Origin of the sequence: Ereboglobus luteus (assembly GCF_003096195.1) — a bacterium.
GTDB lineage: Bacteria > Verrucomicrobiota > Verrucomicrobiia > Opitutales > Opitutaceae > Ereboglobus > Ereboglobus luteus.
The window spans coordinates 1,904,453-1,923,928 of record NZ_CP023004.1 but is presented as its reverse complement, the minus strand read 5'-3'; the positions used below and the strand labels follow the sequence as shown (position 1 = coordinate 1,923,928).

Annotated in this window: 13 protein-coding genes and 2 pseudogenes; 5 read left to right on the top strand and 10 right to left on the bottom strand. The window is 59.1% G+C overall.

Translation table 11 applies throughout. The features are described from left to right. Positions 1–22 precede the first annotated feature (22 nt). From CKA38_RS07220 to CKA38_RS07205, 3 genes are all read left to right on the top strand, one after another. Positions 23–850 (top strand): NAD(P)-dependent oxidoreductase, encoded by an 828-nt coding sequence (locus CKA38_RS07220; protein WP_108826478.1) that lies wholly within the window; start codon positions 23–25, stop codon positions 848–850. A gap of 801 nt (positions 851–1,651) precedes the next feature. Next, positions 1,652–4,378, top strand: coding sequence for a BACON domain-containing protein (locus CKA38_RS07210; RefSeq protein ID WP_108824869.1), 2,727 nt, complete (start codon positions 1,652–1,654; stop codon positions 4,376–4,378). A 162-nt stretch (positions 4,379–4,540) separates the two neighbouring features. Further along, a complete protein-coding gene (locus CKA38_RS07205; RefSeq protein WP_108826477.1) occupies positions 4,541–5,890 on the top strand; it encodes a DEAD/DEAH box helicase in 1,350 nt (449 codons plus the stop codon). Between the two features lie 210 nt (positions 5,891–6,100). On the opposite strand, the gene CKA38_RS07200 is transcribed toward CKA38_RS07205, so the two are convergent. From CKA38_RS07200 to CKA38_RS07155, 10 genes are all read right to left on the bottom strand, one after another. Continuing rightward, positions 6,101–6,985 (bottom strand): alpha/beta hydrolase, encoded by an 885-nt coding sequence (locus tag CKA38_RS07200; RefSeq protein WP_108826476.1) that lies wholly within the window; start codon positions 6,983–6,985, stop codon positions 6,101–6,103. A 213-nt stretch (positions 6,986–7,198) separates the two neighbouring features. Next, complete coding sequence (gene uxaC, locus CKA38_RS07195; protein ID WP_108824868.1) at positions 7,199–8,620, bottom strand: glucuronate isomerase; 1,422 nt, start codon at positions 8,618–8,620, stop codon at positions 7,199–7,201. Positions 8,621–8,878: 258 nt separating this feature from the next. Further along, entirely contained in the window at positions 8,879–10,036 is a 1,158-nt protein-coding gene (locus CKA38_RS07190; protein ID WP_161554786.1) for a metallophosphoesterase, read from the bottom strand. 145 nt (positions 10,037–10,181) lie between these two features. Continuing rightward, positions 10,182–10,931 (bottom strand): energy transducer TonB, encoded by a 750-nt coding sequence (locus tag CKA38_RS07185; RefSeq protein ID WP_108824866.1) that lies wholly within the window; start codon positions 10,929–10,931, stop codon positions 10,182–10,184. Positions 10,932–10,968: 37 nt separating this feature from the next. Beyond that, complete coding sequence (locus CKA38_RS07180) at positions 10,969–11,811, bottom strand: energy transducer TonB (protein WP_108824865.1); 843 nt, start codon at positions 11,809–11,811, stop codon at positions 10,969–10,971. Between the two features lie 121 nt (positions 11,812–11,932). Next, positions 11,933–12,739 (bottom strand): DUF3108 domain-containing protein, encoded by an 807-nt coding sequence (locus CKA38_RS07175; RefSeq protein ID WP_108824864.1) that lies wholly within the window; start codon positions 12,737–12,739, stop codon positions 11,933–11,935. A gap of 77 nt (positions 12,740–12,816) precedes the next feature. Continuing rightward, positions 12,817–13,812 (bottom strand): MBL fold metallo-hydrolase RNA specificity domain-containing protein, encoded by a 996-nt coding sequence (locus CKA38_RS07170; RefSeq protein WP_108824863.1) that lies wholly within the window; start codon positions 13,810–13,812, stop codon positions 12,817–12,819. A 42-nt stretch (positions 13,813–13,854) separates the two neighbouring features. Continuing rightward, positions 13,855–14,082 carry a hypothetical protein gene (locus CKA38_RS07165; protein ID WP_108824862.1) on the bottom strand — a complete coding sequence of 76 codons (228 nt, stop codon included), beginning with the start codon at positions 14,080–14,082 and terminating at the stop codon, positions 13,855–13,857. 37 nt (positions 14,083–14,119) lie between these two features. Further along, entirely contained in the window at positions 14,120–14,419 is a 300-nt protein-coding gene (locus CKA38_RS07160) for a zinc-ribbon domain-containing protein (protein WP_108824861.1), read from the bottom strand. Positions 14,420–14,506: 87 nt separating this feature from the next. Further along, entirely contained in the window at positions 14,507–15,760 is a 1,254-nt protein-coding gene (locus tag CKA38_RS07155; RefSeq protein WP_236919217.1) for an AI-2E family transporter, read from the bottom strand. A gap of 71 nt (positions 15,761–15,831) precedes the next feature. On the opposite strand from CKA38_RS07155, the pseudogene CKA38_RS16960 reads away from it, so the two are divergent. After that, positions 15,832–17,681 (top strand): annotated as a pseudogene (locus CKA38_RS16960) (DUF4091 domain-containing protein). Positions 17,682–18,001: 320 nt separating this feature from the next. Then, positions 18,002–19,299, top strand: a pseudogene (locus CKA38_RS07135) (sulfatase family protein). The last annotated feature ends 177 nt before the right edge of the window (positions 19,300–19,476 follow it).

Below are 19,476 nucleotides of genomic sequence, written 5' to 3'. Positions count from 1 at the left end.
AATGGTGGATGGTGCGGGCACTATGAAAACAATCGGCGTCATTGGTCTTGGGATTATCGGCAGTGTGTGGGCCCGTCATTACAACGATGCGGGCGTGCTTGCGGGCGCGTGGAATCGCACGGCGCATCCGGATTTTCCGAAATGGAAACCCTCCGCGCTCGATGTCGCAAAGGAGGCCGCCGTGGTGCAAATTGTCGTTGCCGATCCGCCGGCGGTGAAGGGCGTTCTCGAGCAGATTTTGCCCGCCCTCGGCGCGGGAAAAATTGTCATCCAGTCGAGCACAATTGATCCGGCAAGCAGCGACGAGTTCAAGAAACTCGTCGAGGCGCGCGGCGCGCGTTACCTGGAGGCGCCGTTCACCGGCAGCAAGCCGGCGGCGGAGCAAAAAAAATCGGTTTATTATCTCGGCGGCGACGATGCGCTGATCGCGGAAGTGGAGCCGTTGCTCGCGCTTGTATCCGAGTTTCGATACACCATCGGCACCAACGCGCAGGCGACAACGCTCAAACTGGCGATGAACCTGAACATCGCGGGGCAAATGCAGGCGCTTGCCGAGACGCTGACGATGGTGCGCAAGGCGGGAGTGCTGGACGATTTGTTTTTCAAGGTCATCAGGCAAAACGTGAGCTACTCGGGCGTCACGGCGCTCAAGGAGCCGAAGTTGCGCTCGGGCGATTTCGCGCCGCAGTTCTCGGTGAAACACATGTTAAAGGACATGCGCCTGGCATCGCGGACGGAAGGCTGCGACGATTTCCCGATACTCGACACCGTGCGCGAATGCCTCTACCACGCCGACCAGGCCGGCTACTCCGACGAGGATTTCTCGGCGCTCGTCAAACTGTTGAAATAGCCTGAAACCGTCCGCGAACGGACCGCAGGGGCGAGCACAAGGCGCGCCCCTGCGATTATTGTTTGAAACATTGTTTTAAACAAATTTCCGCATCTCCGCGCCTGTGCCGTTGATACTTTTTGAGGTGGCACACAGACTAAAAACCATATTCCCTCCAATTATGATCGCTTTCAACAAACCCTCAGTCCGGAAGGTTTTCCTAATCGGCACAACAGTGCTATTCGTAGCGGGAGCTGCTTTCTTTTTTAACTCCCAAGGCTCCAAGCAAATTTCTCCGCAAACCGCGAAACGGACCGCCAACGCCCTCGCGCCACAATCTGTCACGGACCGCCACGATGATCAAACAGACACCAAGGCGCTGCTCGCGCCCGTTTCCACCGAAACCATTGTGGCTAACCACGAGAAACACCCCCGCCATCGCACAGTCTCCCGCGCCTCGTTGGCAACTCAACCATCCAGCTCAAACGCGCCCGCCCTCGACGAAAGCAATGGCTCCGCCGGGACAGGCGCTCTCACGCAAAAACAGCGCGCCACCCTCGATACAATTCCCTCGGCCCGTTTCCGCGAAGAACTCCGCTCCCTTGCTCCCGAGGCCCGCTCCTTCGCATTCAGAACCCTCGCGGCAAACCGCATCCCCGCAGCAGATTTTGCCAGCCTGCACCTCACGCCCAAGGGACATCTCTATTACGCGTGCCGCTTTGTCACAGGAGATCACCCCGGCGGCGCGCCGGCTGAGATTTCCACAGCCGGCACACTCGATCCGACGGTAGCCGCAGCCTCTGTTCCCATCAGCCGCCCCCCGTGCGTCATTCGCGCCCCGGCGCGACCAAAGTCATCTTTCTCGACTTCGGCGGAGGCACCATCGAAAACACCGCATGGAATAAATCCTATGAGGTCGATCGCTACAGGGCGACCCCCTACAACATCGACGGCGACGCCACCACTTTCAATGAACAGGAGCAGGAAAACATCGTCAGAATCTGGGAACGCGTTTCCGAATATTTCTCCGCGTTCGATGTGGACGTGACCACTGAAAAGCCCGCCATCTTCACACGCACCACCGGCCGCGTGCTTATTACCCGCAGCAGCGACGCCAATGGGAGAAAGATGCCCGCCGCCGCCGACGGCGCTGACGGGGTCGCGATCCTTCAAGCCTTTGGATGGCTTGGTTACGAAACCGATCTCAGCCCCGTCTTCATTTATTATGACACGCTGAAGTCAATCAACGCCGACATCGCCTACGCCGCCGCACACGAGTTTGGCCACAACCTCGGCCTCAGTCACGATGGCCCCGGCTATCAAACCAGCAGTGACGATTTTGGTTATTATCCGGGACACGGCACGGGCGCCACCTCTTGGGGCACCATCATGGGCAATGCCTACAATGCCAACCGTAGAAATGTCTACCAATGGTCGAAGGGAGAATATTACAGCGCCAACAACAAGGAGGATGACCTCATGATTATCGAGGGCAAACTTGGCTATCGCGGCGTCATCGCCGCCACCACCCGCGCGACTGCGCTCCCGCTCACCACCGGCGATGACGGCAGCATCGGCGCGAGCGGCCTCATTCGCAATGCCGATGAGCCCCATTACTATGGCATCAATCTCTCATCCCCCGGCTCCATCAACTTCTCGCTCTATCCGACCCGAGTCTCCGGCACAGGCACGATCATCGGCAGCACCGACCTCAAACTCGAGATCCTCGACTCCTCAGGAAACCTAAACAGTTCCAACAACGCCCCCACCCTCACCTACGCAACGCTCTCCAAGCAACTCGACGCCGGCCAGTGGTATTTGCGCATCACCTCTGGAAGCACCGGAAACCCTTATGCAACCAGCATCTCCACCCGCACCGGTTACACCGCCTACGGCAGCATCGGCCAATACACGCTCTCCACCAATCTCGTCCAGTCCAACCCATCCCTCGCCGCCGCGCTTGCCAGCGAACTCACGTGGACGAAGGAGCCCGGCGCTGACGCCGAATGGTTCGGTCAAACAACGACCACTTACGACGGGGTTGCCGCCGCGCAAAGCGGAGCCCTCGCGCAAGGCCAGAGCAGCGGCGTCCTCACCACAGTCGAAGGCTCCGGCACCGTCAGTTTCTGGTGGAAAATCTCCGCCGACGCAGCCGACGCACTCGTCTTTGCCACCACCGACCTCTCAACCGCCCTGACCGAAACCCCGGAGAGCATCACCGGGCAGCAAGACTGGGCAAAAAAAACCATTGCTATCACCACCACCGGCACGCACCAGTTCGGCTGGACCTTTGACAAAGCCTCCGCCGGCACAACCGGCGCCGCCTGGGTCGATCAAGTCGTCTGGACGCCCGACAACTTCAATCCCGCCATCACACCCAACACCAAGGAGGCTGACTCCGCCGCCGGTCAGTTCACACTCACCGCCACAACCTCCAAAACATGGACGGCGACAACCGACGCCTCATGGCTGGGTGTCACGCCCGCCTCCGGCAACGCAGGCAGTCAAACCCTTACCGTTACCCATAATGCCAACGACACCGGCTCCCCGCGCCGCGCTACCATCACCATCACCAGCGGAGGCATCAGCCGCGTCTGCGAAGTCGCGCAACCCGCGCACATCCCCCTCGCGACTGCGCTCGACAACAACCTCGTTTGGACGACCGGCGCAGAAGACGAAAATGGATCAGCCATAGACGCCCCTTGGACCACTCAAACCATCACCACGCACGACGGACAACACGCCGCGCGCAGCGGGATTATCCTCGGCACATCGACTTCTGGCGTGGAAGACGGCCAACAAACATGGATTCAAACGACCGTCACCGGCGAAGGTATCTTGAGTTTTTGGTGCAAAGTCTCATCCGAACCATGGAGCAAGGACGAACATGGAACGTGGGGAGATTTTTTGTATTTCTACATAGATGGACGGGAACAGACGTTCTACTCGGACGGCAAAGCACAGACGTTTGAAATGAACGGTCGCCAAAGAAGCGGTCTCGGCGGTGAACATGACTGGGCGCAACACATCTTTGTAATCACCGGAACCGGCGAGCATAAATTGAAATGGCTTTACGACAAGGATCCCGCCGGATCCATCGGAGCCGACGGTGTCTGGCTCGATCAGGTCACATGGACAACCGGCACCGACATCACGCTCAGCGTCAGCCCCGTCGCAAAACAGGTTTCCGGAAGTAGAAACAATTTCACCGTGACCGTGGATAGCAACATCACATGGACCGCAGCCTCCTCCGCATCGTGGCTGACCGTCTCGCCCGCCGCGGGTGTCGCCACCGGCTCCTTCATTGTCACCTGCGCCACCAACACTTCGTCAAACTCGCGCACTGGAGTCGTCACAGTCACGGCGGGTAATCGCACCGCCAGCTGCACCGTGACGCAGGAGGGCGCAACAAACACCGGCACCAACGACAATAACAACAGCGGTGGTGGTGGCGGTGGCGGCGCTCCGAGCCTCTGGAGTCTGGCGTTGATCTGCTTGTTATTCGGCCTCCGAAAAATTATCAGGATGCGCGAGCTCGGCGCGCGCTGATTTGCAGCGTGCCAACGCAGTCGCCGACGCGGAAAAAGTTGCGCAATTGAGTGAGGCGCCACCTCGGCGTTTTTGAGTCCGGTGCTTTTTGCGTCGCTCAGGCGCATTGTGTTTTCCCTCGCCAGCCGCCGCGTTCGCTGCGCGTTATCAACGCCAACAATCATGCCATTCAAACAACTAGGACTGCCGGATTCACTCGTGCGCGGCGCGCAAGCCATGGGGTATGCCCAGCCAACACCCATCCAGCAACGCGCCATCCCCGTCGTCCTCGGCGGACGCGATCTCATCGGCTCCGCCCAAACCGGCACCGGCAAAACCGCCGCCTTCGCGCTGCCCATACTCGCGCGTCTCGGCGCCCACCGCCACGGTCCGCCCCGCGTTCTTGTGCTCGAGCCCACGCGCGAACTCGCCGCGCAAGTCGAAACCGCATTTCGCGAACTCGGCCGCTTCACCAACCTGCGCGTCGCGGTCATCCACGGCGGCGTCGGTTACGGCAACCAGCGCGCCGCCATTCGAAACGGCACCGACATCCTCATCGCCACCACCGGGCGCCTGCTTGATTTTCTTCAGGAGAAAACTCTCTCGCTCGCCGGCATCGAGGCGCTCGTCCTCGACGAGGTGGACCGCATGCTCGACATGGGATTCATCCACGATGTGCGCCGCGTCGTCTCGCAATGCCCCCCCAAGCGCCAGACGCTCTTTTTCTCCGCCACCATACAACCTGAGATCGAAGCCGTCGCAAAATTCGCGCTTCACGATCCCGAGCGCGTCGAAATCGGGCGCTCGCGCTCCGTCGTCGAAACCGTCACCCACGCCACGTATCCCGTCCTCCACGAGCAAAAGTTCGACATGCTCCTCGCGATTCTCAACCGCACAGACTTCCAAAGCGTGATCATCTTTTCGCGCACAAAGCACGGTGCGGATCGCATCGCGCGCAAGCTCAAGTCCGCCGGTCACACCACCGCCGTCCTCCACGCCAACCGCTCCCAAAACCAGCGCACCGAGGCGCTCGCCGGCTTCAAGGACGGACGCTACGAAGTGCTCGTCGCCACCGACATCGCCGCGCGCGGCATCGACGTGTCCGGCGTCTCGCACGTTATCAATTTCGACGTCCCCGAAAAACCCGACGACTACGTGCACCGCATTGGCCGCACCGGTCGCGCCCAGGCCGACGGCGACGCCTTCATGCTCGTCACGCCCGAGGAAGCCGGCGACCTGCGCGACATCGAGCGCTTCATCGGCGCGCACATCGAACGTCTCGCACTCGACGGCTTCGCCTACGCCAACGGTGCCCCGCCGCACATAGACACCTCGCGTCCGATGAAAAATCCCCGCCGCAAACAAGGCGGCGGCCAGCAGCACCAACGCGGCGGAGGCAATGGCGGCCTTTCAAAAGGCGCGCGCGGACAAAACCAATCTCGCTCCAGCAGCGGACGTCCGCACGGCGGTGGAAATCCGTCGCATCACCCCAAGGGCAAACCCGGCGGTCACTGGCGCCGCGGCGGACGTTGAGACGTTGGGCAAAAAGATGAGAAAGAATTAACGGAACCCGCTCCGCCCTCTTAAAGTTATTTTTATAAGTAGTGCGCTCATTTTGGCAGGGCGGTTGTCTCTCGCAATTCTCGGCGCGCTCGGCGAGCACGCCCTGTCCAACGCGGATACCGTTTATTTCTTCAGGCTGCCTCTATTCTCCGCGAAAAATCGTCCATCACGAACGCGACTCTACGGGGACGGCTCTTTTCCCCGCTCCTCAATAATTCGATTCACGTATTTTTTTATTATAATCAGTGCGCCTTCGCCAACCGCGCGGTGGTTGAGGCCTCCCATTTCATAAAACTCCGTCTGCTCATGGCCCAAGTTTTTCAGGCTCACGGCCAGAAGCTCGTTTTCCTCGACGCGACTTTTCCATTCAATGCGCCGGTCGCCCACGATCAGGCAAATCGGAGGCAGGTTTTTCGAGGCATGATACAACGGGGCGTATTCATCAATTATCGGACGGTATTGCTCGCCTTGGTCTCCGCGCAATTTTTTCACCAAAAAATGGGTCGTGACCTGCGCGCTCACGGGAATGATGCCGGCCAGTTTGCGATTTGATATTCCGTGGGCCGCCAGCCAGCGCCCGTCCATGCCCACCATCGCGGACAGATAACCGCCGGCGGAGTGGCCCGCGATAAACACCTTGTCCGGATCGCCGCCATGGGCCGCGATATTTTTGATCACCCACGCGGTGGCCGCGGCGGCGTCCTCAAGAAAGCAGGGGAATTCCCCCTTGGGCGAAAGGCGGTAGCTGACGGCAACGAGCGCGATTCCCTGATTCTTGAGCGCGGGCAGGCGGCGCTTGCCGCCCGTCAGTCCGCCTCCATGAAACCAGACAATCGTGGGAAACCCCGCACGATTTTCCGGGTAATACATGTCCATTTTGCAATGGCTCTTTTTATATTCGTCGGCATTCGCCAGCGCGTGGTCGTCGTAATATGAGATATTCAGCTTTGTCTCATAGGTTGCTGCTTTTTGCTCCGTTTTCTTTGCGCACAAAGGCAGGGAAAGCAAAAACACCAACAGGAAACTCGTCGGGTAGGTGAGCGTTTTCATGGGATGGTTGCGCATGATTGGCGTCTGGTAATAGGAAATCAAATTTTATCACCGAAACGAAAAAACACACCCTGGCCGCTTCCGCTGTTTCTTGCGAAGCATGAATAACGCGCCCCTTTCAGTGTCGCGTTTTCAAAAACTCGTAACCCGGGACAGACGTTTTTGTCGTCAGCCCCGGGTTAAAAATATGCAACCCCATTGGGGTTATAAACTCATATCAACGGTTTGTCACATGTTGCCCGTTTCGAGGCCGAAGTAGCGTTTGGCGTTTTTGTAGCAGATGTCCTCGATCATGCCGCCGACCAACTTTTTGTCGGCGGGGATCAGGCCGGCGTCAACATCGCCTCCGACCAGTTTGCAGAGCACGCGGCGGAAGTATTCGTGGCGCACGTAGCTCATGAAGCTGCGCGAGTCGGTGAGCATTCCCACGAAGCGGCTCAGAAGGCCGAGTTGCGAGAGGGCGTTGATTTGCCACTTCATGCCCTCGGCCTGATCGAGGAACCACCAGCCGCTGCCGAATTGGATTTTGCCGGGCGTGAGGTCGTCCTGCACGTTGCCAATCATCGTCGCAAAGACGTAGTTGTCGGCGGGGTTGAGGTTGTAGATGACGGTTTTCGGGAGCGCGTTTTCGCTGTCGAGGCGGTCGAGGTAGCGGGCGAGGCCGCGGGCTTGCGGGAAGTCGCCGATGGAGTCCACGCCGGCGTCGGCGCCGAGGCGCTTGAGGAGGCGGGTGTTGTTGTTGCGGATCGCGCCGAGGTGGAGCTGCTTGGTCCAGCCGCGCTTGGCGTCGAGGCGGCCAAAGGCGAGCATCATGAACCAGGTAAACCTGGCCGTGTTTTCGGGGCTGGCGGCCTTGCCGGCGCGCGCGGCCTTGAAGATGGCGGCGGCTTCCTTTTCGGTGCAGTCAGCGTCGGGAATATTTTCCATGCCGTGGTCGGAGACGCGCGCGCCGATGGAGTGGAAGAACTCGTGGCGGTTGTCGATGGCTCGGAGGAGCGAGTCGAGGTCCTTGACGTCGATGTTGGCGCGGGCGGAGAGCTGGTCACACCAGGCGTTGAAGACGGCGGGGCTGTTGACGACGAGCGCCTTGTCGGGGCGGAAGGTGGGATAGACGCGGGTCTTGAGCTTGGACTTGGCGATGGCGATGTGGTGCTCGAGCGAGTCGACGGGGTCGTCGGTTGTGCAGACGACATTGACGCGGTTTTTGGTGAGGATGCCGTGCGTGGAAAAGGCCTTCGTCTTCAGCTTGGCGTTGGCGAGTTTCCAGATTTTGGGCGCGTTGGCTTCGTTGATGACGAGGTTGATGCCGAAGTAGCGGCGCAGTTCGAGGTGCGACCAGTGATAGAGCGGATTGCGGAGGGTCTGGGGAACGGTTTTGCACCAGGCGAGGAACTTGTCGTAGTCGCTGGTTTTGTCGCCGGTGATGTAGTCCTCGGGGATGCCGTTGGAGCGCATGGCGCGCCATTTGTAATGGTCGCCGGCGAGCCAGATTTTATAGAGGTTTTCGAATTGGTGATTCGAGGCGATCTGGTCGGGCGGAAGGTGGCAGTGGTAGTCGAAGATGGGCTGCTTGGCGGCGTGATCCTTGTAGAGCGAGCGCGCCCAAGGTGTGTCGAGGAGGAAGGTTTCGGGGAGGAATGGTTTGGCCATGGTCGGGATGTGTTTTTTAGCTGGGTTGTTGTTTATTGAGGGAAATGGGTTCGGGTATTTCGTGATTTTCGGACAGGTGAGTCAATTTAATTGGGAGCCATGTTTCGGAAAACAATTTTGCACTGATTTGCCGACACGGAGGCCCTCTCAAGCGACCAATCCATTTAGCCGCAAAAAATTCCGGCTCCCACGCCGCTTCACAGTGCGGCTCGCGGACTCGCAGGGCAGTCATCCGTGCGCATTCGCGATGTGCGCGCTTCACTTCGCGAATTCCACGGTCACGTCCACGATTTCGGATTTGCTGCCGATGCGGGCGGGGAAACCCCAGAGACCGAGGCCGGAGGTGACGTAAACCTGGAAGTCGCCTTTGCGGGAGTATCCGTGGGGGACTTCATACATGAAACGGATGATCCAAGTGACCGGCCAGATTTGGCCGGCGTGGGTGTGTCCGGAGAATTGCAGATCGACGCCGGCGGCTTGCGCACGGGCAAGTTCGCGCGGCTGGTGGTCCATCAGAATAATCGGGCGCGCCCGATCGGTGCCCGCGAGAATTTCCTCGAGCGTTTTGCGCGACTTGATGCTGTGGTCGGCGCGGCCGGCAAGTGTGAACGCGCCATTGGCAAGGGGAACGGCTTCATCGTAGAGAACGCGAACGCCGTGTTTTTCGAGAAAATCGAGGCTGCGCTTGGCGTTGGCGTATTTCTCGTGGTTGCCGAGCACGGCGAACACGCCGAGGGGCGCGTGGAGTTTTTCGAGCTCGACACCCATGTTTTGTTTTTCGAGCGCATCCACGCTGCGGTCGATGACGTCACCGGCGAGGAGAATAATGTTCGGCTGAAGAGCGTTGATGCGGGAGACGAAGTCGCGGACGCGTTCGCGATCGATGATGTCGCCGAGGTGCAGGTCGCTCGCAACGGCGATGCGGAGGACTTTGCCGGAACCGGCGTATTGGCCGCCGAGCGGCTTGTTGATTTTGACGGCAAGGGGAGTGATGACGGGATTCGAAAAGCGCCAGTATCCAAAAATAAATACAACAGTCACCGCGGCGACGGTGGCGGCGAGCGCGAGAACCTTGGCGCGGGCGCGGTGGGTCTCGACGCACTTGGAGAGGATGCGCCGGCGTTTGTTGACGAGGCGGATTACCTCCCAGAAAACGACCGCGACAACCCAATAGGGAAATGTGAGCATCCAGGTGACTCCGAGCACGCGCAACCAGTGTCCGACGGGAAGACCGGCAATCACGGTTTCGCGAAATGCGGAGCCGGCAAAAAAAGCCGTGGCGCAAAAGGCGAGACCCGCGACCCATGCGATGCGCAGCCAGCGTTTTTTGGGAAGCGCCTGTGTCGAGCGCACAAATATGCAGGCGCAGAGGAGCAGATAAACAATTAGGAAAATAACAAAAACGAGCGGTGACATGCGACGCGGATGAAGTGTTGTGTGAAAATATGGTGTTAACGCCTTGAGATGCTGTGTTTCGGAAAATGTTTCGACGATATTCCCGAAAGTTTGCGGACGTCGGCATCGACGTCCCTGTTGCGCACTTTTGAACAGGACCCGCCGGTCAACCTTCCTCGCGCATGCGGAAGTCGGCGACTTTTGCCCCGCTTTTGCCATCGGGGCGATCGCCGATGGGACGCACGGTGCGGATGGCTTTCAACACGGAATCATCAAAGGCCCGGTTGCCGGAACTGTGAATGACCTTGGCGGTGCCAATGGTGCCGTCGGCGTAAACCTGAAATTCGATGCGAACAACAAGCTCGCTGCTCAGGCCCTCGGGCTTTTCCTGCGCCTGTCGGATGCGTTGCGCGAGGAGCGCGAAATAGGAATCCATTTGGTTTTGGATGTGTGCGCTTATCGGAACATCGGGATTCGTGCTTTGGGAAACAGGCGCGAGGTTTTCGAATGCCGGCGATTCGATTGCGTTGGGTCGAATCGGCGGGGTTGAGGATATTGTTGTGTTATTTCGAGCGGGCGGGCTGCCGTATTTTTCCCTGAACTCGCGTTCCGTTATTCGATTGCCCGGAGGTCGTGTCGCCTGCGGTTGGATTTCCTGCGTGACCGGCGGGAGTGGCAACAGCGGTTCGATTTTAGGACCGACTATTGGCGGGATCTCAGCCGGGGCGTTTTCTCCGGAAACGAGTGTGCGCGGCCAGAGTTCAATCGTATCGTTTAACGGTTTTTCGGGGGTGGTTTTTAACAGGAAAATGCAGAGAAGCGCGAGGCTGGCGGCTGCCAGATGAAGCAGCATCGAAATGCCGTATGCGCCGGCGTAACGCGAGGGCGTGTGGGAAACTACGATTTGTGCGCCCATGGTCGTGTTGGCATCGGAGCGTTATTATTATCCGCGCTCAATCTTCCTCGCGCATGCGGAAGTCGGCGACTTTCGCGCCGCTTTTGCCGTCTGGACGCGGACCGATGGGACGCACGGTGCGGATGGCTTTCAACACGGAATCGTCAAAGGCCCGGTTGCCGGAACTGCGGACGATTTTGACCGCGCCAATGGTGCCGTTGGAGTAAACTTGAAATTCGATGCGCACAACAAGCTCGCTGCTCAGGCCCTCGGGCTTTTCCTGCGCCTGCCGGATGCGCTGCGCGAGAAGCGCGAAGTAGGCTTCCATTTGGCCGCGCTCCGCCGCGGTGAGCGCTGTGCCGCCCGCGCCGGCTCCGCTGCCAATGCCGCCCAGCACGCCCTTGGCGACGCCCTGGCCGATTTTTGGAGCGACCACTTTTTTTTGCGATTTGGTCTTGTTGATTTTTTGCGAGGGGAGGTTTTTGTTTTTACTGGCGTTAAGTTTGTCGAACTCCGCCTTGGATATTCTTTTGGGGGGCGTTTCCGTTTTCGGGGTGGTCTTTGGCGCAACCGTTTTTTTGGGTGGCGGAATGACGGGCGTGTTGGGCGCGGGGGTGACGACTGGTTGTGGCGGCGGTTCGACAACAGGTTCGAGCGGGGAGAGGTTAAGATCGGGAACCGGGTTGATTGTTTCCGGTGTGCCGAGCGCGGGGGCTTGCCTGGCCATGTAGTCGTCTCCGGGGCCGGCGACGAGTTCGATGATCTGACTGGAGGGCTTTTTCCGAACGTCGCTGAGGTAATAGGTCGAGAGCAGCACGGCGAGCACGACGGCGCCGTGAATCATAAGCGAAATGCTGTATGATCCGGGCGAGTGTGCGTGCATTGAGGCGGCGTGACCCATGGTGGGAAAGGCTGAAGGACTGAATATCTGAAAAACTAAAGGTCCGAAAATCTTGAAAAACAGAAATCTGAATTGCGAGCGTTTTGCTTGGTCGGGCCAGTTGTTTTCAGCCTTCAGTCCTTCAGTTTTTCAGCTCCTCAGTCTTTTTTACGACGGGCGGCGTATAGTCGGTGAGGTGCGCGGTGCCGGTGCCGTATTTGAGACCGAGTTGGAACTTCACCGGGAGGCGCCGGGCGTCTTGCGAAACCCAGACGCGCACGGTGGCGCCTTTTTTGAACATGCCTTGGGGCGTGGAGCCGGGCGCGGGTTTGGGTTCGAGAACAAGCGTGTCGAGTTCGCCCCAGGGCGTTTTGACTTTTTCGTGGCCGGTGGCGGTGACGAGAAGGTCGTAAAAATCGTTCTCGAAAATGGCGGTGATGGGACGCGAATCGCCGGGTTTGAGATCCCACGCGCGTGTTTGCACAAGGGCGGTGATGAGGTCCATCGCCTGGCTTTTGGGGATGGGAAGCGTGGCGTTTCTTTCGGGGCGCAAAAAGTCGTCGTAACGAATGTTGCCCGCGATGTAGTTGAAAACAGCCATGGCATGCGTGCGTTTTTTTCCGGAAATGGATTTGGTGGTAATGGCCAGAAGGCGCCCGTCGATTGCGTCGAAAACGCAGTCGCCCGTGGCCTCGAGAGTGTAGAGTTTTCGGACGACACCGCTTGTGGCGAGCCGCGTGGTGACGCGGATATTGGGAAGCCCGCCGATGATTTCATTTTTCGCGTTGACGGTGATTTCACCCGCGTGCGGAAAGATGCCCCAGCCGACGCGGAACTTCATGCTTTCGCCGTCGCCAAGGGCGATGGTTTCGTTGCCGGGGAGCGGAGTGGCGAATGAAAACATAATGAGGGCGGCGGCAATGTGCGCGGTGCGAATGGGAAAATTCATAAAAAATGCGGGAGACGAATCGGGCAAATGCGGTGAAGGCGTCTAGTTTGACGCAAAACGGGCAAATACGTTGCCAATCAATCGAGCGAAAGATCGAGCTGGGTGTTTTTGTCGAGCGGCCAGGCCTCAATGCCGCGGCCTCGAAGAGTCCTGGCGAATTCGGCGGTGGCGCCGTGCGTGGTGTAAACGAGACGCGGGCGCACAAGTTCGACGTAGCGCAGCAGGTCATTGTAGTCGGCGTGATCGGAAAGTGGAAACGCGGCGTCACAACGCATGCGGTAGATCGTCGAGGTGTCGACGGCCCAGCCGGAGATCATGGCGGTGCGGCGCGCGGGGATTTTTTTGAGAAAGGCGGAGTTTTCCCATTGCGGGGGGCAGATGACAACGTGGCCGGCAAGCGCGCGCGGATCGGCGTCGAAAGGCGCGTGCGGCGGAAAGGTGAGGCCGAGGTTTTCGTAAACACGGGTCATGCGCAGCGTTTTTTCGTGGAGCATGACGGGAAGTTGCGCCTCGGCGAGACTGCTGAGGATTTCCTGGCTTTTGCCGAGACTGTAACCGTAGAGGACGGGCGTGGCGCCAGCATCAAACGCGTCGCGACAAAAGGCGATGATGTCGGCGAGGACTTTTTCGGCGGGCGGAAACACATAGCGGGGTTTGCCGAATGTGGTTTCCATGACGAGGGTGTCGGCGCGCGGCGTGGCGCAAACTTCGGAGGAGCGTCCGGGGCGGAGCTTGAAGTCGCCCGTGTAGAGAAGCGCGCCGTGTTGCTCATGGTCGATGAGGCATTGCGCGGAGCCGTGAATATGCCCCGCGGGATGGAGCGTGATGGTGCACTCGGGCGTGAGCTGCTCGGTCTGGCCAAAGGCGAGGTGGTGCTCGACGCGGCGCCCGCGCAAACGCGCGCGCATGAGGCGCGCGGTGCCGGGTGTGCAAACGATTTCCTTGTGCGCGGCGAAGTGGTCGAAATGCGCGTGCGACACGAAGGCGCGCGGCATCGGCTTGGTCGCGTCGAGCCACCAATCGATCTGCGGCAGATAAATGCCGTGCTTGAACTGGCGAATTTCCCAAGGCATGTGCGGTGCGAGAACTACGGGCGTGATGCGCGGCCTCGCCGCTCAGCGCCAGATGATGGTGCCGATGGCGAAGAGAACGCCGATGCCGAGTATGATGGCCGTCCAGAAAAGACGGCGGGCGTTTGCGCGGCCCTGCTCGATTTCATTTTTGACGAGGAGCTGCTTGTAGGCCGCGGCGATGTCTCCGCTGTCGTCGTTGTCGGATGGAACGTTGGCGGCATCCGTGGCGTTTTGCCCGGGCTGGGCGGGAGATTCTTCCTGTGGATTCATTTCGAAATTGTCGATTGTCGGTGATGCGACTCGCGCCTCAGCGCAGCAGGAACATCGATGCCAGAAACGCGAGCACGAGGCAGGCCGTGATGGTAACGATGACAACGTGCTTGAGGCGGTTGCGGCTTTTGCGCGCTTCGTGGCCGATCTCCGTCAGGAACCGCGAGTGCGCGGCGGCGAAATCCTCCTCGTCGGGCGGCAGGTCGAGTCCGTCGGCGGGGTCTTGTTCGCGCCAGCCGGTGCGTTCATCCGCGCCGCAATTCGGGCACGCGCGGGCGTTCGGCGAAAGTTCGGTGCCGCAAATGGCGCAATAACGTGGTGCGGGCGGACGGGACATGACGGAAAAATTAAGAGTTAAGAATTAAAAAGTAGTAGATGGGGGAAAATAAGGTGAACGGGAGATTACGAGCGAGGGCTCTGTTTCTTAATTCTTAACTTCCGCAACAGACTGCGACTGTCGAAAATATTTTCGTTTCAACAACCGCCAGAAAGTCACGAAAAACGCGGTGAAGGGAATCGCGAGCAGCATGCCCATGATACCGCCGAGCGCGGTGCCCCAAAAGAAAATCGCGAAGATGATCACCGCCGGATGCAGGCCGGTGCGGTCGCCCATGATTTTTGGCGTGAGCAGCCAGGACTCGATGAGTTGCACGACGACATACACGATCGCGAGCTTGAAGATGAGCACCATGCCGCCGTCGGGCTGGAAAAACGCGAGCGGAAGCGTGATGAGAATTCCGGTGATCGTGCCGAGATAGGGAATGATGTTCAGGATGCCGAGCGCGAGTCCGATGAGCACGCCGAATTGCAGCCCGAAAGCCCAGAAGCCGATCGCCAGCATCACTCCCATGATGAGCGCGATGGTGAGTTGTCCGCGGAAAAACGAGACTATGATCGCGATGAATTCGTTGACGAGAAACACAATGTCCTCGCGCAGCCCCGGCTTGAGAAAGGGAAGCTGCTCGGCGAGTTTTGCCGTCGGCTCGGAGCGGGAGAGCAGGAAGAAAAACAGGTAGATCGGAAGGACGGCGAAATGGATTGTGAAGCTGATCGTGGAAAACACGCCCGCGCTGACCGCCTTGAGCGAGGGGAGGATGAGCGAAGGCAGTTTCGAAAGTTCGTCGCGCAGGTTGTTCAGCACGGAGGCGATGGTGGGATTTTCATACAAACGCTCCGCGAGGCTGAGCCAGTCGGGCCAGTGGGTTTGCACGTATGCGGTGATATTTTTCCCCAGCTCCGGCACGTATGCGATCAAGTCGAGGAGCTGGCTTGCGAGCGGCGGAAGCAGCATGATCAACAGCGCCGTTATCAGGATAATGAACAGCACGTAGAGAATGATAACCGCGAGCAGTCGGCGCCCCTTGAACACGCGCTCGAGCACTCCGACGGCGGGACGCAGGATGAGCGCGAGCACCCCGGCAATCGCCACGGGCCAGAGCACTCCCGAGAATACACCAAGCAGCTGGTTGACCAGCATGAGGATGGCAATCAGAAGCACCGCCGACACCGCCGTGGCGAAAAGCGTGATTGAAAAGCCGAGCGTGCGGCGCTGCCGCGGTGAAAACATGCCGGCGATTTTTGACTCTGCCGTCTGTTGGATTTCGGGCGCGGGTGTGGGAGTTGTCTCGGCCATGATGCGGGCGATAAACTCGTGCGCAAAGCCGCCTGCGGCAACCAAGAAAAACGGGAGGCCGGCGCGGCATCAATGATGGAGGCGAGCGGCGCGGCTAGGTTCGGGTTGACTGACGAATGCAAGTGCTTGAAATATGCAAGCTCCATGCGAGCCGAAATGCCACGCATCGAAATCCGCCTCCGTCACCCAACCCTGCAGTTATCCGACAACCCATGAAAAAGTGCCTCCTTGTTTTGCTGCTTGCGGGACTCTGCTCCTGCTCGCCTTCCACCCGCCGCGCCGCCACGAGTCACGACTGGTCCGAACCGGCCGATCCCGCGGGCGAATCCCCCGCCGCCGCATGGAGCGCGGTCGAGGGGTTTAATGTGTCGTTCGGCAGCATCGACGCCCGCTATCCGCGCTCGCAACCGTTTGCCGGCGAAATCGTGCGCGAGCACAATCTCGTCGGATGGAAGGGCGAGAAGCTGTCCGCACAGGCGGTCGTGTGGACGTCCGCGGAGGTCAAGGACCTCGAATGCAAGGTCGGCAATTTTGTTTCGGCGGACGGCGCGAAGCTCAAGGACATCGCCCGCGCGCGATTCGTGAAATACGTGTTGAGCGACCAGTTCAACCGCAAGAAACCTTGCGGCCCGCGCCAGCCCGGCGAACCGTCGCACTTGTCCGCGGACATGCTCGACGAAGTCGCCACGCTGACCGTTCCGGCCAAGACCGCGCGCCCCGTGTGGATAACCGTCGAGGTGCCGCGCGGCGCCAAGGCGGGACGATACCGCGCCGACGTGGAGATCAAGGGCGCCGACCTCAAGCCGCGCAAGCTCACCCTCAACTTGGAAGTGACCGGCCGCACGCTGCCCAAGCCCTCCGAGTGGGCGTATCACCTCGACCTGTGGCAGCACCCGACGGCGGTCGCGCGCGTCCAAGGAGTGGAAGTGTGGAGCGACGAACATTTCCGCCTGATGAAACCCCTCATGCAAATGCTCGCCGACGCGGGACAAAAAGTGATCACCACCAACGTGAACAAGGAGCCTTGGAACAACCAGTGTTACGACGCCTACGCCGACATGATCATCTGGACAAAGCACCCCGACGGCACATGGGAATACGATTTCAAGGCCTTTGACCGCTGGGTCGAATTCATGATGGGGCTCGGCGTGAACAAAATGATCAACTGCTACTCCATGCTTCCTTGGAACAACATGCTCCACTACAAGGACGCCGCGACAGGGAAATTCGTGGACGTGAAGGCCGACCCGGGCACCCCGAATTTCGCGAAATGTGGGCGCCATTTCTGCCCGCATTCCAAAAGCACCTGCGGGAAAAAGGCTGGCTGAAAATTACCAACATTGCGATGGACGAACGCTCCGCCGAGCACATGGCCGCGGCCACGTCGCTCCTCGCGGAAGTCGCCCCGGAACTGGGCATCGCGCTCGCCGACAACAAAAAGGTTTTCAAAAAATATCCCCACATAAAGGACATGTGCGCCTCGATCTTCGGCCCCATCGACCATGCCGACATCCTCGAGCGCCGCGCCAAGGGACTGACCACGACCTTCTACGTGTGCTGCTCGTCCGAGTTTCCAAACACCTTCACCTTTTCCGACCCCGCCGAGGCGGTTTACCTGAGCTGGCACGCCGCCGCGCACGACTACGACGGCATGCTCCGCTGGACCTACAACTCTTGGACGGCGGACCCCATCCGCGACTCGCGCTTCCGCACCTGGGCAGCGGGCGACACCTACATTGTCTATCCCGAATGCCGCTCCTCGATCCGCTTCGAACGACTGGTCGAAGGCATCCAGGACTGGGAAAAAATCAGGCTGCTAAAACGCGAACTCTCCGCGGGCGACGCGGCCTCGCGCGAAAAACTGGAAGCATTCGAATCACTCCTGTCAGCCTTCCGCAAATCATCCAGAACCGACGGCTGGAACGCCAGACTCAACGAGGCAAAACAGTTGCTGAATACGTTATAATAAAAACGAACTGCCTTCGGCAAAATCACTGTGAAACTGGAAAACTTTTTTGTAGGGGCGCACCTTGCGTGCGCCCTCATTTGCAAAAAACTGTTTGCATGCGTATTCACAAAGGACGAACGCGAGGGCGCACGCAAGGTGCGCCCCTACGGGCTTCGTCTGTGCGACTGTGTAATACAATGATATTTTTCAACATATTATAATATATCAAAAAACATGAAAACGATTACCCCATTGGCATCATTGCTTGGCGCGGCCGTGGTTGGTGGAGTCCACTGCGGAGCCGCCCCGCAATATCAAAACAACCGCCGAACATTTTAATGATACTGGCGGACGACGCGCGCTTCGATGAATTCGGCTACGCCGGAAACAAAATAATACAAACGCCCAACATCGACAAACTGGCCGCGCGCGGGGTCGTGTTCAACAACGCCTATGTGACCACTGCTATTTGCGTGGTTAGCCGCGCAAGTATTTTTACCGGACAACACGCCAGGGCGCACGGCATCTGGAACTTTTCCGACCCGGTCGGCCACGAACGCTGGCAGCGCACCTATCCGCACCTGCTGCGCGCGTCGGGATATTACACGGGTATGATCGGCAAATTCGGCATCGGCAGAAAGCCGGAGCATTTGCCGTCGGACGATTTTGATTTCTGGCGCTCGCGTCCGGGCAACCTCTCGTATTTCGACAAATCCTCGCCGGAGCACCTCACAAAACGCATTGGCGACCAGGCGCTGGAGTTTCTATCAACCGCGCCCGCAAACAAACCATGGTGCCTGAACATCGGCTTCAAGGCCCCCACGCGCAAGACAAGGCGCCGCGGGAATTCCCGCCCGACGCCCGCGACGAGGAACTCTACAAGGACGCCGCCATCGCGCCGTCCCCGACCGCCACGGACGAGGCGTTCAAAAAACTGCCCCAGTCGGTGCAACGCTCCGAGGGCCGCAAACGCTGGCTCGTGCGTTTCGCCACCGACGAAATGGCGCTGGAAACAACGCGCGACATTTACCGCCTGGTCACCGGCATGGATCGGGAAGTGGGGCGAATCCTCGATGAACTCGAAAAACGCGGCATGTTGGAAAACACATTGATAATATTCACCTCGGACAACGGCTTCGCGCTCGGCGATCGCGGCATGTCGGACAAATGGTATATGTATGAGGAGGGCGTCCGCGTGCCGCTCGTGATCGTGCCCCCGCGCGGCGCGGCAAAAAGCGCGGCCAAACGAATCGACGACATGACCCTCAACATAGATTTCGCGCCCACGATGCTGGACTACGCCGGAGTCAAAATACCCGAAAAAATGCAAGGCGTGTCGCTGCGCCCGTTGCTCGAAAAAAAGAAACGCGGAACGACGCCCGCATGGCGGACGGAGTTCTTTTACGAGCACCGCACCCTGCCAAAAATGATCCCGCCCAGCGAAGGCGTGCGCAGCGGCAAATGGAAATACATCCGCTGGATAAGCGAGACCCCGGTCACGGAAGAGTTGTTCGACCTGGAAGCCGACCCGCTCGAATTGAACAACCTCGCAAACGATATCACCATGACCAAAACGCTGCAAAAAATGCGCCAACGTTGCGAAACGCTAAAAGCGCAAGCGGGCGGCTCGTTATGATTCATAATAGCCAACCGTAACTCCTAGGACGTTTCCAATAATACAACCGGGATCGTGTGCCTCCAGTTGTAGCGATTGGATGATGGTATGAAATCCTTCATGCCAGCCAAAGGGAAAACATCGGCAACATTACAGAACAAATCGAAATTGATGCGCTCTCAATTCAGCATCTCGTTC